Annotated in this window: 16 protein-coding genes and 1 riboswitch; all 16 genes read right to left on the bottom strand. The window is 44.5% G+C overall.

Annotation, left to right across the window (positions count from 1 at the left end; translation table 11 throughout):
• Positions 1–43: 43 nt before the first annotated feature.
• Positions 44–682, bottom strand: a complete 639-nt coding sequence (locus ACGTN9_RS10960) for a bifunctional 4-hydroxy-2-oxoglutarate aldolase/2-dehydro-3-deoxy-phosphogluconate aldolase (RefSeq protein WP_499592696.1) — start codon at positions 680–682, stop codon at positions 44–46.
• Between the two features lie 17 nt (positions 683–699).
• Positions 700–1242, bottom strand: a complete 543-nt coding sequence (gene hxlB, locus ACGTN9_RS10955; protein WP_499592694.1) for a 6-phospho-3-hexuloisomerase — start codon at positions 1240–1242, stop codon at positions 700–702.
• Positions 1223–1864: a 3-hexulose-6-phosphate synthase gene (gene hxlA, locus ACGTN9_RS10950; RefSeq protein ID WP_499592693.1), complete on the bottom strand. Its 642-nt coding sequence runs from the start codon at positions 1862–1864 to the stop codon at positions 1223–1225. The genes hxlB and hxlA overlap by 20 nt, the downstream gene beginning before the upstream one ends.
• Before the next feature lie 16 nt (positions 1865–1880).
• Entirely contained in the window at positions 1881–2834 is a 954-nt protein-coding gene (locus ACGTN9_RS10945; RefSeq protein ID WP_499592691.1) for a sugar kinase, read from the bottom strand.
• On the bottom strand, positions 2831–3871 hold the full coding sequence (locus ACGTN9_RS10940) for a LacI family DNA-binding transcriptional regulator (protein WP_499592689.1): 1041 nt from the start codon (positions 3869–3871) through the stop codon (positions 2831–2833). Before ACGTN9_RS10940 ends, ACGTN9_RS10945 begins: the two co-directional genes overlap by 4 nt.
• 249 nt (positions 3872–4120) lie before the next feature.
• Positions 4121–5134 (bottom strand): ThiF family adenylyltransferase, encoded by a 1014-nt coding sequence (locus ACGTN9_RS10935; RefSeq protein WP_499592687.1) that lies wholly within the window; start codon positions 5132–5134, stop codon positions 4121–4123.
• Positions 5134–5904, bottom strand: coding sequence for a thiazole synthase (locus tag ACGTN9_RS10930; RefSeq protein ID WP_499592685.1), 771 nt, complete (start codon positions 5902–5904; stop codon positions 5134–5136). The genes ACGTN9_RS10935 and ACGTN9_RS10930 overlap by 1 nt, the downstream gene beginning before the upstream one ends.
• The gene (thiS, locus tag ACGTN9_RS10925; RefSeq protein WP_093041247.1) at positions 5901–6104 is read right to left on the bottom strand and encodes a sulfur carrier protein ThiS; all 204 of its coding nucleotides are present in this window, start codon (positions 6102–6104) and stop codon (positions 5901–5903) included. The genes ACGTN9_RS10930 and thiS overlap by 4 nt, the downstream gene beginning before the upstream one ends.
• Positions 6088–7221, bottom strand: coding sequence for a glycine oxidase ThiO (gene thiO / locus ACGTN9_RS10920; RefSeq protein WP_499592683.1), 1134 nt, complete (start codon positions 7219–7221; stop codon positions 6088–6090). The genes thiS and thiO overlap by 17 nt, the downstream gene beginning before the upstream one ends.
• On the bottom strand, positions 7205–7816 hold the full coding sequence (locus ACGTN9_RS10915; RefSeq protein WP_499592681.1) for a thiamine phosphate synthase: 612 nt from the start codon (positions 7814–7816) through the stop codon (positions 7205–7207). Before ACGTN9_RS10915 ends, thiO begins: the two co-directional genes overlap by 17 nt.
• A gap of 114 nt (positions 7817–7930) precedes the next feature.
• Positions 7931–8043: riboswitch (TPP riboswitch) on the bottom strand.
• Positions 8044–8192: 149 nt separating this feature from the next.
• Entirely contained in the window at positions 8193–9152 is a 960-nt protein-coding gene (locus ACGTN9_RS10910) for a 3-hydroxyacyl-CoA dehydrogenase family protein (protein ID WP_499592679.1), read from the bottom strand.
• Positions 9153–9173: 21 nt separating this feature from the next.
• Positions 9174–12617, bottom strand: coding sequence for a pyruvate carboxylase (gene pyc / locus ACGTN9_RS10905; RefSeq protein ID WP_499592677.1), 3444 nt, complete (start codon positions 12615–12617; stop codon positions 9174–9176).
• A 148-nt stretch (positions 12618–12765) separates the two neighbouring features.
• The gene (locus tag ACGTN9_RS10900) at positions 12766–12999 is read right to left on the bottom strand and encodes a ferredoxin family protein (RefSeq protein WP_499592675.1); all 234 of its coding nucleotides are present in this window, start codon (positions 12997–12999) and stop codon (positions 12766–12768) included.
• A 63-nt stretch (positions 13000–13062) separates the two neighbouring features.
• Positions 13063–14097 (bottom strand): amidohydrolase family protein, encoded by a 1035-nt coding sequence (locus tag ACGTN9_RS10895; RefSeq protein ID WP_499592756.1) that lies wholly within the window; start codon positions 14095–14097, stop codon positions 13063–13065.
• Positions 14098–14176: 79 nt separating this feature from the next.
• Entirely contained in the window at positions 14177–15187 is a 1011-nt protein-coding gene (locus ACGTN9_RS10890; RefSeq protein ID WP_499592673.1) for a VOC family protein, read from the bottom strand.
• Between the two features lie 44 nt (positions 15188–15231).
• Positions 15232–16257: an NAD(P)/FAD-dependent oxidoreductase gene (locus tag ACGTN9_RS10885; protein ID WP_499592671.1), complete on the bottom strand. Its 1026-nt coding sequence runs from the start codon at positions 16255–16257 to the stop codon at positions 15232–15234.
• Positions 16258–16278: the final 21 nt, after the last annotated feature.

Below are 16278 nucleotides of genomic sequence, written 5' to 3'. Positions count from 1 at the left end.
TCATTCTTCTCCTCTCAATGGTTGAATTCGCTTACATACAGGATTAAAAATTGCAATCAGATAATCGTTTGACATAGTTCGCAGCACGGTTGGCAAGTGACTCATAATCCGTCTCATTCTTCAATCGCTTTGGATCCACAAGTTGACTGCCGATTCCAACTACTTCTGCTCCCTTTTCGAAATAATCTTTCATATTCTCCATGTGAATACCGCCGGTAGTCATCAGGGGAATATGCGGTAGAGGCCCTTTAATGTTTTTGATATAATCTGGACCGGCTACGCCAGCTGGAAAGACTTTGACCATATCTGCCCCATGTTCATAGGCTGTCAGGATTTCTGTCGGAGTGAACGCCCCCGGTATACACGTGATGCCATAACGCTTGGACATTTTTATGGTGTCTGTGTTGAGTGTCGGAGCAACGATAAACGCCGCTCCAGCCAAAATCATGGTCCTCGCTGTTTCGGGGTCAAGGACCGTACCAGCCCCAATCAGGAGATCGTTTCCAAAAGCATCTGTGACTTTTTCGATAATCTCGGGGGCACGATGGGTCTCTGCTGTTATCTCAATTGCATGAATCCCTCCTTTATGTAACGCCTCGGCTATTGGCAGAATGTTATACAAATCAGCATTTCTGATTACTGCTACAATCCGTTTCTTTTTCAAACTTTCCGTTATTGCCACACGTTTCACTCCCTTCTCTATTCCATATTGGCATGACGTTCGGTCATTTGTTCATAGCTGTCATCCAAGGTATGAATGATAATAGCATCCAACACGAGATGAACGGATTGATCAAATTGGTTCCCAAGCGGTTGAATCGTCTTCGGCTCCCCTGCGCGACGCTTCTTTGTTGCTGCCGGAATGATCAGGATACCATCGGAGTCATTCGCAATTTCTGCATCAGGGTTAGTGGTAACTAAAAATACTTTCGCTCCTGTTTCTTTCGCCTTTTTGGCGTACTGGACAATCGAACCTGTCGACCCTGATCCCGATATAGCAATCAGTAAGTCTCCTTTTGAAATACTTGGAGTGATTGTCTCGCCTGTCACATATACATCGAATCCTCCATGCATTAGGCGCATCGCTATCGCTTTCCCCATCAACCCGGACCTTCCTTCTCCGGATATAAAAATGCGTTTACTGGATTTAATTTGATCAGAAAGTGCAAGGGCTTGCTTTTCATCCACTCGCTCCAGTACTTGAGAAATCTCTCTGGCAACCTCATTGATTATGTTTCGCATAGTCTTCGATCACCTCTTTCATCTTTAAGGCAGCTTCTTTTCGGTTTTCATGTTTGGTAATTCCGGAACCGACAATGACCGTGTCAGGGTTGTACTTCATAATCCTAGGGAGTGACGTTAAGTTGATGCCCCCTGCAACGGAGTACTCCATTCCGGGAATATCCTGTACGAGTGAGAACAAGTCTCCTCCCATATCCCCTGTCTGCTGCATGTCTTTCCCAAAGTGTAGGCTGACGAGATCGACGCCAAGTTCCTTCAGCTGTTCAATTCTGTTTTTGTCCGTCACACCAAGCAAGTCCACCATTACACGCGTTTCATACTTCGTTGCTACTTTCAGCATATCCGTAATAGTCTTGTCCGCTGAAAAAGCCATCACCGTCGTGATATCAGCACCTGCCTCAAAAGCCTGTTCTGCTTCATGGCGCCCAGCATCACATGTTTTCATATCAGCTACGATTGTTTTTTCTGGATAAGCCTCGCTTATTTCTCTGACTATTTCCATTCCATAAGCTTTGATTACGCCAGTGCCTACCTCAATCCAATCAATAGCATCGCTTGTTTCCTTAATAATTTGAAAGCATTGTTCCTTTGTCAGCCGATCGAGTGCTAATTGCAGGTTCACGGTTTCACCTCCTAATCTATCTTTCTAGTAGTTCTTTTTCTCCTAGCTGTACTAAGACCTCTTCTAAATATGGAAGTCCCTCATTATCTCCCACTACACTCACGACCATCGATCCGATCGTATTAGCGAATCGTAAAATCTTTTTCAATGGCCAGTCCTGCAGGTATCCATAAACAAATCCGGCATCAAATCCATCCCCTGCTCCGACCGTATCAACTACCTTAACCGGCGGGATAGATGAAGACTCGAGGGCTTCTCCTTTCAAATAACCAAATGCCCCTTTTTCACCGCGTTTGATTGCTAAAGCAGTTATATCGTGGTCTTTACATCTTGTGATGACTTCTTCCGCCTTAGATGTGCCAAATAAAATCTCTGCTTCTTCCTCGCCTGTCAATAAGATATCTACATAAGGCAAAAAACGAGTCAATGCTGCTGTCGCCTCCTGCCGGCTCCATAATTTGAGACGGATATTGGGATCCATAGAGACAAGCGCACCATTGTCCTTCCCGAGTTTAAGGAGATATTCGATGAGATCAATATTCTTTTCCTGATCGATTGCAGCGAAAACTCCGGTAATATGAATGAGCCTCGTATTTTTTACAACTTCTTCATCAATCGTTTCTTTCGTTAGCGTATTAGTTGGCGAATTATTCCTGTAGTAGAAAGTGCGACCGCTTCCATCTCCCTTGATCTCTTTAAAGTTCAGCGAAGTGGGGTAACCATCGACTAATCTTACAGAAGATATATCGACTCCTTCTCCACGAACAAAGTTATGAATATACTTGCCGAACTCATCGTTCCCAAGTCTGCTGATCCACCCGGTACTTAAACCGAGTCTTGCACAACCGATGGCAAAATTCATCTCAGCTCCGCCAACTTTCCGCTTGAAAGAATCTGCGTACCTCATTGGTCCTTTTTGCGATGGATCAAATGTGATCATCGCATCGCCTATTGTTATTACATCTTTCATCCCTTATCCCTTCCTTTGGCAGTAGGGCCATACCCTACGGAATCTCTCACTATCAATTCTGGATCGAAACGATAATCGTGAAGACCATTTTTACTTTCTTTATCTATTATTTTTGTAAGTAATATATCAGCTGCTTTTTTCCCCATTTCAAATGTAGGCTGAGCTACCGTTGTTAGTGTGGGAGTATAAAAGCTTGCAAATGAAACATCATCGATTCCGATTACCGCTAGATCAGAAGGAATTTTCAATCCGTTATTTTTGACATATTTCAAAATCTCGATTAAGGCTAAATCATTCCCCGCTAATATAGCGTTAGGCGGCTGTTCAAGGGCCAACATTTCTTCAATTCCATCTTGGATTTGCTGCAGTTCCAAGCTTTTTACATACTCTTCCTGGAGGGTCAGGCCATTGTCTTCTAGTGTTTGTCGGTAACCCTCTATTCTTTCTAACCTAGGTGTGATATCCCTGATGATAGAAGTTGTTACAATACTAATTCTTTCATAACCCCGATCTATAAAATGTTGGACTGCAAGTCTCGATGCTTCCTGGTTATTCAACATGATGGATGACACTGGAACATCACTTACCGATCTGTCTACGAAAACCACTGGGTAATTGGCTGCTAACATCTTTTGGTAAAGGTCTTTATTACCGCCGGTCGGGAAAATGATAATGCCATCCACTTGTTTCGCTCGTAGCATTTCTATATAATTTTTTTCTTTCTCCGGATGATCATCTGCATTACATACAATTAGGTGAAACCCCTGTTCATTGCATGCATCCTCTATGGCACGGCTCACCTCTGTCGAGAAATTATGCAATATGTTAGCGACAATCACCCCAATTGTCTTCGTAGATTTTTGTTTTAAACTTCTGGCTACAATATTTGGCTGATAGCCCAGCTCTTTGATAGCAAGTTCAATCCTCTGTTTTGTTTTCTCTCCCATATAGTCGAAACGTTTATTCAGATACTGAGAGACAGTACTTTTAGAAACATTTGCGTGTGAAGCCACATCAGCTATAGTGACTGATTTCATAACAATCTCTCCAAGCTTCTAATTCAATTTCCGTTAACTAAACCGGTTTACTAAATCGATTTAGTAATAGTATAGATGTTATGTAAGCGTTTTACAACCCTCTCGTTTAAATTCCATTTTTAACCTTTAAAAATAAGATGCAACATACAATATCGAATTTTGTTTTTTTGGAAAAAAAGTAAGTTAAGATATGCCTAAAAAAGTGCCTGGTCCCACTGTAGTAAAGCTGGGATCAGGCACTTTTCCTCCTTACGCTTCCACATATCGATGATACAACTTCTTCGCTTCCTGCACATCACCCACACCATGAATCAACGTTCTTCCATCCTTAAAAACGACGAATCTCTTTTCCTCCATTTGAAACCGGAGGAGTACCTCATTTACCTTGGCTTCCCCGGCAAGCGGTTTGATCCGCTGGGCTAATCGCTCCAAGTTGACGTTTTCTTTCCGGCCCGGTCTGACTTGAACCGTGTCCCTACCGCATAGGATGGCGGTGCGGATGCCTTTTTCCTTTTTTAAGTAAGAAAACTGAGCGGCATCAGAGCAAGAAACACATTGTGGGTCTTTGAGTTTTGCTACATCAATCGCACTGTACCCTCTTCCCCAGATATCAAAAGAAACCAAATGCGTTGACATCGGGTGACCGGTAAGGAACCTCAGGCATTCTCCCGTCTGATAGGCTGCAGTCACTTGGACAGCAGGCCCGATAATACCAGCTGTCTCACAGGTTTCTCCATCCTGAGGTAGCTGGTCGATCAGACATTGGAGGCACGGTGTTTCACCCGGCAGAATGGAAAGCGAGAGGCCATGGCTTTTGACACAACCGCCATAGATCCAGGGGATTTTATACTTGGCAGCAGCATCATTGATGATGAAACGAGTGTCAAAGTTATCGGTTCCATCGATCAGCATGTCGATATCTTTCAACAGTAACTCTGCATTTTCCGCATCAAATTCCTCTGCAATTCCTTCTACTTCTATACTGGAGTTTATCGCTTTCAGCCTGGCTTCCGCCGCTTTCGCTTTCGCCCTCAATCTCGCAGCATCTTCTTCTGTGTAAAGCTGTTGTCTTCCAAGGTTGCTCCACTCAATATAGTCGCGGTCGATGATGGTGATCTTACCTATCCCCGCCCTCGCCAGCATTTCGGCATTGGCACAGCCTAAGGCACCCGCTCCAACGATGAGTACATGTTTCTCACCTAACAAAGCTTGTCCTTCCTTTCCGATCGGGGCAAAACGTTCCTGGCGCGAGTACCGTTCCATCAGGTGACCAGCCCGCTTTCCGGACTGCTTTTTATTCCGTATGCTTTCTTCTCGATTCTTCCTGCCTCATACCCAAGTCTCCCTGCTTGAATAGCGAGCTTCATGGCCTCCGCCATCTTGACAGGATCATCAGCACCAGACACGGCAGTATTCAACAGGACACCATCAGCCCCAAGCTCCATCGCATGGGCGGCGTCTTTTGGAGATCCGATTCCCGCATCGACGATAACCGGGATTTCCGACTGTTCCATGATGAATTGCAGGTTCATCTCATTGATGATTCCCCGTCCGGAACCGATTGGAGAAGCCCCTGGCATAATGGCATGAATGCCTGCTTCCTCTAATCGCTTCGCTAACACGACATCGTCCGAGGTATACGTGAGTACAGTGAATCCTTCCTCTAACAGCTGTACGGAAGCTTTCATCGTTTCAAACGGATCTGGTAATAGTGTCTTGTCACAGCCAATGACTTCGACTTTGATCATGTCACATAAACCGGAGGCACGGGCAAGGCGTGCGATTCTGACTGCTTCTTCCGCTGTCTTGGCACCAGCCGTGTTCGGAAGCAGGCTGTATTTTTCAAGGTCTAACTCTTCCAGCAGGTTTGGTTCATCTTTATCAAAAATATCCATTCTTCTCACAGCAAACGTTAGAATTTCCGTTTCCGAAGCGGCCACCGCCTCTTTTTGTACCGCAAAACTCGGATATTTCCCTGTGCCCAGCATCAATCTTGAACGAAATGTATTTTCACCAATCGTTAACATGTTCATCCTCCTCCAACAAAATGTACGATTTCAATCCTGTCTCCGTCAGCAAGCGTCGTTTGTTCATAATTCCCTTTAGGTACAATTTCTTTATTGTGCTCCACCACGGAAATCTTTTTCTTGATGTCATAGGAATCAAGCAAATCCGATACCGTGGTGACGTTACCAGGTAAATCAATGCTTTTTCCATTAAGATGAATATTCATAATTGGATGCTCCTTTCCTATCCAGGCGTTCCGGTGAAAGCAACTCCCGGAAAGCCTGGTGTACGTCTTGCTTCGTGATCAGATCTTTCATCATCTGCCCCGTAGCAGGCGCTAGTAGAATGCCATTTCGATAATGCCCGGTAGCAAAGTAGAATCCCGTGAGTGTCGGGTGCTCCCCGATAATCGGCAAACCATCGACAGACCCCGGCCGTACTCCTGACCAGAATTCCTGCATCGGTTCTTCTTTCAGGTTTGGAAAAACAGCAAACACACGATTCATCAAATCTGCCAATCCTCCTGCCGTTGTATCAGAACTTAATTCATTAGGCCTGGACGTCGCTCCTACGATATAACGCCCATCCGGTTTAGGAACAATATAAAAATCCTTAAAGAACAAGGCTTCCTTAAAATAATGCCGGCTTGGTTTAATCGAAAAGCATTCCCCCTTCACAGGTACGATCGGGTCATCTATTCCTGCCGCTTTAAACCATCGCCCACTGTCCGCTCCAGAAGCAGCCACGACCTGGCTTGCTGTTACAGAAGCATTTTCTAATTGGACAGTGAAAATATCATCTGTTTTTGTCACCCCAACGACACTCGTGTTTTCCAGTAAGTCGCCGCCATATACAAAAGCCGCCCGCTTCAACGCTTCACACGTGGCTATTGGTTCGACATGGCCATCCCTGGTCATATATAATGCCCCGGAAACCTCTGGCGGTAGAGCAGGAACTTTATCCCTTACCTGTTCTGTTTCCAGCCATTCCAGGCTGGTAAAGGCATGCTTTTTCTCCAACAGCTCTTGTTTATGGACTTCATCCATCGCGACTTCCATCATTCCAAACGGAGAAAGCCCGATATCGATTGCTGTTAATTCATGAAGTTCTTTCCTTAAGCCCTGATATAAATCTCTGCTTTCTTCACAAAATTGATGATAGGCGCCTGATGCCTGGTGCTCCGTATGAACACCAAGCATCCCTGCGGCTGCTTTCGTAGCTTTGTTGCCACTCACCTGCTTGTCGATGACGACAGCGTGGACTCCGCTCTTGTTTAAATAGTAGGAAATTGAATGACCGATGATGCCACCGCCAATAATCACCACATCATAATATTCCTTCATGAATCGTTAGCTCCTTTACATACCGTTTTACAGCTTTAAGCGGTTGTGCATCCTCGAATATCCCTGACATGACAGCAACTCCCGCCGCTCCTGCTTCCAGTATTTCCTGTAGTCTAGCGGGAGTGATGCCACCAATCGCGATCACAGGAATATCAATCGAAGAAGTGATAGCTTCAAGCTCCTCGATGCCCCTTGGCTCCATTCCTTTTTTGCTGTTCGTAGCATAAACATGACCAAACATCACATAATCGGCACCTTCCTCCTCCGCCTGTCTTGCCGCTTGAAGCGAATGTACCGAAACCCCGACCTTCATAGAAGAAGAAGCCTGTTTCACCTTTTTTACCCCGGAGCCCTTTTCTTTGAGATGAAGATTCGGAACACCGGTCTTGCAGGCAACGTCTAGTCGACTATGAATACAAAGCTTGTCCCTATCAATCCCACTTGCGATTAACTTCTCCACCATTAACTGATAGTCAACCTCAGCCATGTGAGGTTCTCTTAAAATAATGGAATCTACCAATGGAGCAAATTCCTCAATGACCGCTGCCAACGGCCCCGCTTCCAGCCTTCCATTCGCCACTGCCACAAGTTTCATACCAGCACACCCTTTTTAGGCACAAAAAATACCACTTCCCCCGGAGGAAAAGTGGTATGTCCCATTTACTTTAGTTGACCATCATAAAAGAAACATAGATTTGCTCTTTCAAGACGCCCATCGTCGTCACTTTCCTCCGCTGGTGTTTCAAGCCAGATCAGGTTCAGAGGGTCCCAAAGTTATACTTTGATCTCAGCCTTTAAGGAAAGGCACCCCTAGTGAATATTTTTATGCAGTTTTTGGTAAACGCTTCATTTCTTACTTTACATTAATTTCATAGAATCGTCTAGTTAATTTTCTGATTTTTCCGAGTACATTAGTCATTTCTTTTTTGCCATTTTCCCTTTACAACTCCCAAATAGAGCTTCGAAATGCATCACGAAAACGAGTTTATATTATGCTGATCACTTTTTTGCTGTAATAATTTCAGGAGCTCCAGAAAACGGTCGTCCCGTGTATGAATGGCTTGTTCACCATGATCATCATATTCGTAAAAACCTTTATTCGTTCTAATCCCAAACCGTTCATTTTCCACCATTTCATTTAAAAAGGAAGGAACTTCTCTTGTGTTAGATAGATCTTCTAATATCTTTCCAACCATGGCTTGTGTTGTTTGCAGGCCGGCTAAATCCTGACTTTCCATCGGTCCGCAGAAAGCCCATTTAAAGCCCATGCTCCCTTTCATGGCTATATCAATATCTTCTGCCGTAGCCACTCCCTCTTCCATTAAGTGGAACGCTTCGCGAAGCATAGCTACTTGAACGCGGTTGACGATAAAACCAGATATTTCTTTTTTTAAAACTACTGGATTTTTTCCGATTTCTTTCATTAGATCATACGTTGTATCTACCACATGTTCCTGTGTTTTCTCTCCTTTAACAATCTCCACAATTGGAACCAGTTGTGGCGGGTTGAAAAAGTGAGTAATGACAAACCTTTCCGGATGCTTCGCTTTTTGAGTTAATTCCTCGAGTGGGAAAGTGGAAGTGTTAGAAGAAATAATCGTATCGTCTGAGACAATACGTTCAATAACTTCGTAAGTCTCGAGTTTCTTTTCAAGATCTTCCGGAATGGATTCAAAAATAAAGTCAGCACCTGGGATCGCTTCATGTAAATCTGTGGTATACGTAATACGGGCTAACGTCTGGTGCATTTCGTTTTCCGTCAGCATCTCTTTTTCAACCATAATTTTTAAGCTATTCGTCATAAGTGCTCTTGCATCTTTCAATGATGACTCGCGTCTGGCCCGGATTTTTACATTTTTTCCTGCCTGGGCAAATAATTGAGCGGCACCATGCCCCATAACACCCGCTCCAAGTACCGTGATATTTTTCATCATTTCACTCCCCTTCTTGTATTATTCGAATTCAATCATTAAATCGCCTACATGAATGGCTTCATTACTTTCCACATAGATATCCTTGATTTTTCCATCAAAAGGAGCCTGGACGGTGGTTTCCATCTTCATTGCTTCCGTGATCATTAAATGATCTCCTTTTTTCACCTGTTCCTCTTTTCCTGATAGAACCTTGATAACTGTTCCTGGCATCGTTGCACCGATGTGTTTATTATTCGATTTATCTGCTTTCGGACGCGCCTGGACAGTGGCTTTGACGTTTTCGTCCTTGACGACTACCTCACGTGGCTGACCGTTCAGCTCAAAGAATACGGTTCTTGTTCCGTCTACTTGCGGCTCACCAATAGAAATCAATTTGACGATCAGCGTCTTCCCTTGCTCAATATCCAGCTCGATTTCTTCTCCAAGTCTCATCCCATAGAAGAAAGTAGGGGTATCCAAAACGGACACATCGCCATATTGCTCGATGAATTTTTGATGATCCATGAACACTTTTGGATACAGCGCATAGCTGATCATATCAAAACTAGTGACTTGTCGATCAAGGGAATGGAACAGGGTTTCTTTCAGGTTATGGAAGTCAACAGGCTCCAGCAGTTCACCTGGACGTACATTAATCGGCTCGCGTCCTTTCAGGATGATGCGCTGCAGTTCGGCAGGAAATCCGCCATATGGCTGACCCAGGTACCCTTGGAAAAACTCTACTACACTATCCGGGAAGTCCAGTGATTCCCCTTTTTCATAAATATCGTCCTCATTCAATTCATTTTGGACCATATAAAGGGCCATGTCCCCGACAATTTTTGACGATGGAGTCACTTTGACAATATCTCCGAACATATCGTTGACGCGACGATACATGGTCTTCACTTCGTCCCAGCGTGAGCCAAGCCCGACTGCTTTCGCCTGCTGCTGAAGATTACTGTACTGCCCTCCAGGCATTTCATGTTCATATACCTCTGTGTGCGGAGCGTTCATGCCGCTTTCAAAGTCCTGATAATATTTTCTTGTATCCTCCCAGTAGCGCCCCAGTTTTTCGTAAGCGCTAATATCAACGTTCGGCTTTCTTTCATATCCTTCTAAAGCGTAGTATAGGCTGCTGGCACTCGGCTGAGAGGTTAATCCTGCCATCGATCCTGCAGCGACATCGACGACATCAACGCCTGCTTCAACGGCACGGGCATACGTAAACAGGCCGTTTCCGCTGGTATCATGGGTATGGAGATGAATCGGTATATCAATCGTTTCTTTCAAGGTTGAAATCAATTGATACGCTGCCTCCGGCTTCAACAAGCCAGCCATATCTTTAATCCCGAGGATGTGCGCTCCGGAATCCTGCAGTTCTTTCGCTACCTTTTGGTAATAGTCGAGGTCGTATTTTGGACGGGCGGAATCGAGGATATCCCCGGTGTAGCACATCGCTGCCTCAGCTACCTTGCCACTTTCCCTTACCGCATCAATGGTCAGCTTCATTCCATCGATCCAGTTGAGACTGTCGAAAATACGGAAAACATCAATGCCCGCATTGGCACTTTTATCTACAAATTCCCGTATTAAGTTGTCCGGGTAGTTTTTATATCCTACTGCATTGGAAGCCCTGAGAAGCATTTGGAACAGGACGTTTGGTGCCTTGTTTCGCAGCTTCAATAACCGCTCCCATGGATCCTCATTGAGGAACCGGTAGGATACATCAAACGTAGCGCCTCCCCACATTTCCAGGGAAAACAATTCCGGAAGCAGACAGGCTGTCGGCTCCGCGATATTTTCCATATCTTTCGTCCGGACCCGTGTCGCCAGCAAGGACTGGTGGGCATCGCGGAAGGTTGTATCTGTCATCAGTACTTCTTCCCGTTCCTTCAGCCATTCGGCCAGTCCCTCTGCTCCTCGTTCCTCTAATATCTGCTTTGTCCCGTTCGGTATCGACTCGTAATGTTTAATCTTAGGAATTCTAGGCTTGGAATACGCTGGTTTTTTCCGATTGCCATTCCCTTCAAATCCGTTGACGGTCCGGTCCGCAATATAGGACAGCATCTTCGTTCCACGGTCTTTTCTTTTCGGAAAAACAAACAATTCCGGTGAGCGGTCAATGAATGTTGTATTGTACGCTCCTGTAATGAACTGTGTATGCTGAATGACGTTTTCTAAAAATGGGATGTTTGTCTTAATCCCACGGATTCGGAACTCTTTTAAGTTACGAACCATTTTTTGAGCAGCCTGATCAAAACTCAATGCCCATGTCGACAGCTTCACCAGCAAAGAATCATAGTATGGGGATATAACCGCTCCCTGAAATCCGTTTCCGGCATCAAGCCGAACGCCGAACCCGCCCCCTGTCCGGTAAGCCATGATCTTTCCGGTGTCAGGCATAAAGTTGTTCAACGGATCTTCTGTGGTGACCCGGGATTGGATCGCGTATCCATGGGTATGAATCTCTTCCTGTACTGGGATAGCAATTCGATTGCCATGCAGGCTGTATCCCTCTGCTACAAAGATTTGTGTCTGGACAATATCTACTCCTGTGATCATCTCTGTGATCGTGTGCTCCACTTGGACACGCGGATTTACTTCAATAAAGTAAAATTCATCCCCCGTAACCAGGAATTCAACCGTCCCTGCATTGATGTATTTCACATTGTCCATCAATTTGACGGCTGCCTGGCAAATTCTCTCTCGTAATTCATCCGTCAGGCTTACACTTGGAGCCACCTCTACTACTTTCTGATGGCGCCGCTGGACCGAGCAGTCTCTTTCATATAAATGGACAATATTGCCATCAGCATCCCCGATGATTTGAACTTCAATATGTTTTGGTTCTTCTATCAATTTTTCTACATATACTTCATCACTGCCAAAAGCAGCGCGTGCTTCAGAGCGTGCTCTTTCGTACGATTCATCCAATGTATCGGAACTCCGGACCACGCGCATGCCGCGGCCGCCACCGCCCATGGCTGCCTTTATCATTAAAGGATAACCGTGTTCATCTCCAAAGTCGCGGATTTCCTGAAGGCCGCTAACGGGGCCATCACTTCCTGGTATCACAGGAATATCTGCCTGTACCGCTTGATCTCGTGCTTTTACTTTATCCCCAAACATATTCAAATGCTCGCTCGTCGGCCCGATAAAGATGATCCCTTCCTGTTCACAGCGGCGGGCAAAGTCAATGTTTTCGGATAAGAATCCGTAACCAGGATGAATCGCATCAACGCCGACACGCTTGGCGATTTCAATAATCCCTTCGATATCCAAATAAGCGTCGATCGGTTTCTTTCCTTCCCCTACTAAATAAGCTTCATCCGCTTTATACCTGTGGTAGGAACCCGTATCTTCCTGGGAATACACTGCTACGGTGCGTATATCTAATTCCGTACATGCCCGGAAAACACGAATAGCAATTTCCCCGCGATTTGCTACTAATACTTTATTGATTCTCTTGACGTCAGCCATTGTCCACTCTCCGTTTCCTTTGATGTCTGGTATATTATTTTTTGACCATTAAATAAAAAAGGGAATGTTGTGTTGTATGCAACATTCCCGAAAATATCTATAGAAATGACAGTTGGGGATCCATGGGAGCAACGTGCCCCCACGCTCCCTAACCGAAGAAGTTTTCGGCTTTTTCCAGTTGTTCTTCCTCTTCGGGTGGTAACTCATGTTCATCGAAGATTGCCTCGACTGGGCAAGCTGCTACACATGCACCACAGTCGATACATGTATTCGGATCAATGAAATATTGTTCCTCCCCTTGCTCGATACAATCAACCGGGCAGACGTCGACACACTCTGCTGCCTTTTCATGCTGGCAGGGACTCGTTATTACAAAAGCCAAGATGATCCTCTCCTTTTCTTTCTATGTTGATGACGGTTTCTAATCTGTCTCAATCATCCAGTTTTATTTCGTACTAAATTCCTCTTTAACTGATTTCGTATATTTTTCTTTATTCAAATTTAAAAATTCTAAAGCATTAAGCCCAAGTATCTTTCCTTTTTCCGCGTCGCTTAATGTAGACAATTGGTCGACCACTTTACCGGATGGTGCTTCACGTAATAAGAAAGGATAATCGGAGCCAGCTATGATCTGGTCAGCACCAAACTTATCGATCATAAACTGTAAATTATCTTCCTCGTATACGAGTGAATCATAATAGAGTAGTTTCGCATAATGACTTGGCGGCTTCTCCGTCTTTCTGATTTGCGGCCATACATGCCAGCCTTTATCCATCCTTGGTAATAAATACGGTAAAGAACCGCCACCATGGGCAAAACATAATTTTAAGTTTGGATACTTATCCAGCATCCCGCTCATAATGATACTTCCGGCTGCCAAAGCTGTTTCTGAAGGCATCCCTACCATATACATAAAGTTATGGCGTGGCATTCGTTCTCTTCCTAACGTTGCCCATGGGTGAATAAACAATGGCACTTCCTGGTCATTTGCCGCCTTGAAGAACCGCTCTAATGACTCATCATCCAGATTCTTGCCCTCCACGTTACTTCCTATTTCGATCCCTTTTAATCCTAGTTCGTTGACCGCCCGTTCCATTTCTTTTATAGCTAAATCAACATCCTGTAATGGGACGGTAGCTAACCCAATGAACCTGTCCGGGTGTTCACGTGTAACGGAGGCAATGAAATCATTCTGGAACTTTGCCATTTCCAATCCTTGTTCCGGGTCGGCCCAATAACTGAACGTAACCGGTATCGGGGATAAAACCTGGATGTCAATACCTTCTTTGTCCATATCGCTCAACCGCTTCTCTGCATCCCACGTCTGGTCCGTTATCTCCCGGAATTTATTACCTTTGATCATGATATTAGCACCACAATCACACGTTTTCTCTAAAACTGGCCAGCGATCATCGCCATATTTTTCTGCTAAATTCAAAAATTCCTCTGAAATGATATGTGTATGAAAATCAATGTTCAGGTTTGGTTTCACAAATGAACTCTCCCAGCCTTGATAGTTTTAGAATAAAGAGACTAGCAAGCTAGTCTCTCCATTTCCATTACTCGCCTATTTTCGTTCCATAAGTCAGATAAGATTGAGGTGGTGTGCTTCCCCACATTTCCAGACCTAACTGTCCAACATCGGAAGACCATTTGATCGGTTCCCAATCTGGAGAAAACATCAGGATGCCGCCTGTCCAGATTTCAACACGGTGACCTGAAGGTTCAAACACATAGATGAATTGTGCGCCACTGGTACCATGCTTACCAGGACCCCATTCAATCTTAATGCCGTTTTCCGCCATAATATTGGAAGCACGCAGCAGTTCATCCGGAGAATCCAGGTAATAGGCTAAATGGTGAAACGCTGCTCCATCCTGGTTGGAGTTTCTCATCAACGCGATTTCATGCGCGATATTGGTTCGGCTCAACCAGGAACCTAGACGGACATCCTCCTGGTTCTGAATATAATAACGGTGGTGAATACCGAGTAGATCTGTCCACCATTGCTGTTCTTCTGCAACATCATTAACCATCAGGTTAACGTGATCAAAGCGGCGAGGGGATACACCTTTAGCCATATACTTACTTGGATGACTTGGTAAGTTTGATTTCAAAGCCGGGTCATCGGTGACAAACAATTCTTTTTCCCAATATAATTCAACAGGGATACCTGCAGGGGATTTAAACTGAAGCGTGTCACCCAACGCTTTCTTTTGACCGCCATCAACCCATTGATAGTCAATATTCATTACTTGTAGTTGCTTTTCGAACAGTTCCAGGGACTCTTTCGTGCTTACACGCCATCCCATACGGTTGACTTCGGAAATATTGGACGCCTTCAGTACAAGCGTGTGGTGGTCAAAGTCCTGCCACGCTCTTAAATAAGCACGATCGCCATCCGTTTCAGTTAATACAAGCCCCATGACTTCGGTAAAAAACCAGAGCGATTTTTCGAAGTTAGTTACACTGATTTCAACGTGGCCGATATGGGCAACCGTACGTAAATACGTTTCCAGCCTCTCCTGTGCGGATTCCTTACTGATGATATCTTCTTTTACTTTTGACATATGAAGTTCCTCCTCTTTTATAAAAACAGCCCTTTTATATTAAGTTAAGTGACTACTTTTTCTTTCTTCTTCTTATCCTTCCTGCTCATGATCGATGTGCTATGAGCAGCGTGCAGGGATTCGTTTGGATTGATATAAACCTTTGCGTTACTCACAGCAATCGGAGCTTCCCCAAATCCGGTTGCCATTAACTTGACTTTACCTGGATAGGTTGAAATATCTCCCGCGGCATAGATGCCGGGAATATTCGTTTCCGCTTTTGAGTTTACAACGATCGAGTTCTTTTCTATTTCAAGGCCCCAGTCATTAATAGGACCGAGATTGGATATAAAACCATAGTTGACCAGGTATTCATCTGCCTTTAATTCCATAAATTCTTCCGTTTTGGCTTTTTTCAGTTTTACGCAATCTATTTTTTCATCCCCCAATAATTCACAAGGACTATAAGGAGTTAGAATATTAACAGATGAATCCTTTAATAAATTGACACTATGTTCATGAGCTCTGAATCGGTCTCTTCGATGGACGATGTTCACGGATGAAGCGATATTCTCTAACATAAGCGCCCAATCTACCGCAGAGTCTCCTCCGCCGCAAACGACTACATCTTTATCTTTAAAATCATTGATATCCTCGATACTGTAATGAAGATTTTTTCCTGTATATTGTTCTTCTCTTTCTAAATTCATGTTCCGCGGTTTAAAGGCACCATTCCCAGCTGTTACAATAATTGTTCTCGAATAATGCGTCTGTGTATTTGTCTTGATTGTAAAAATATCATTTTCCTTTGTGACCTCTATGACTTCTTCACCCAGGCAAACTTCATTTTCAAACTGGTCCATTTGCTCTTTCAACTGAGTTACTAGATCTTTGGCTTTCACCTTAGGAAATCCGGCGACATCATAGACGTGTTTATCCGGATATAATGCAGCCAGCTGGCCGCCCAGTTGCGGCAGGCTCTCAATGATTTTCACACTTGCCTGGCGCATCCCCGCGTAGAAGGCAGTAAACATACCTACTGGACCTCCGCCTACAATGGTAATGTCGTATACTTCGTGTTCTTTACTCATACCATTCACCACCTCTCCCTT

The sequence above is a fragment of the Halobacillus sp. B23F22_5 genome, assembly GCF_043497085.1.
In the GTDB taxonomy this organism is placed as follows: domain Bacteria; phylum Bacillota; class Bacilli; order Bacillales; family Halobacillaceae; genus Thalassobacillus.
Note: the sequence above shows the minus strand (reverse complement) of the source record. Positions and strands in the feature narration are given on the sequence as shown.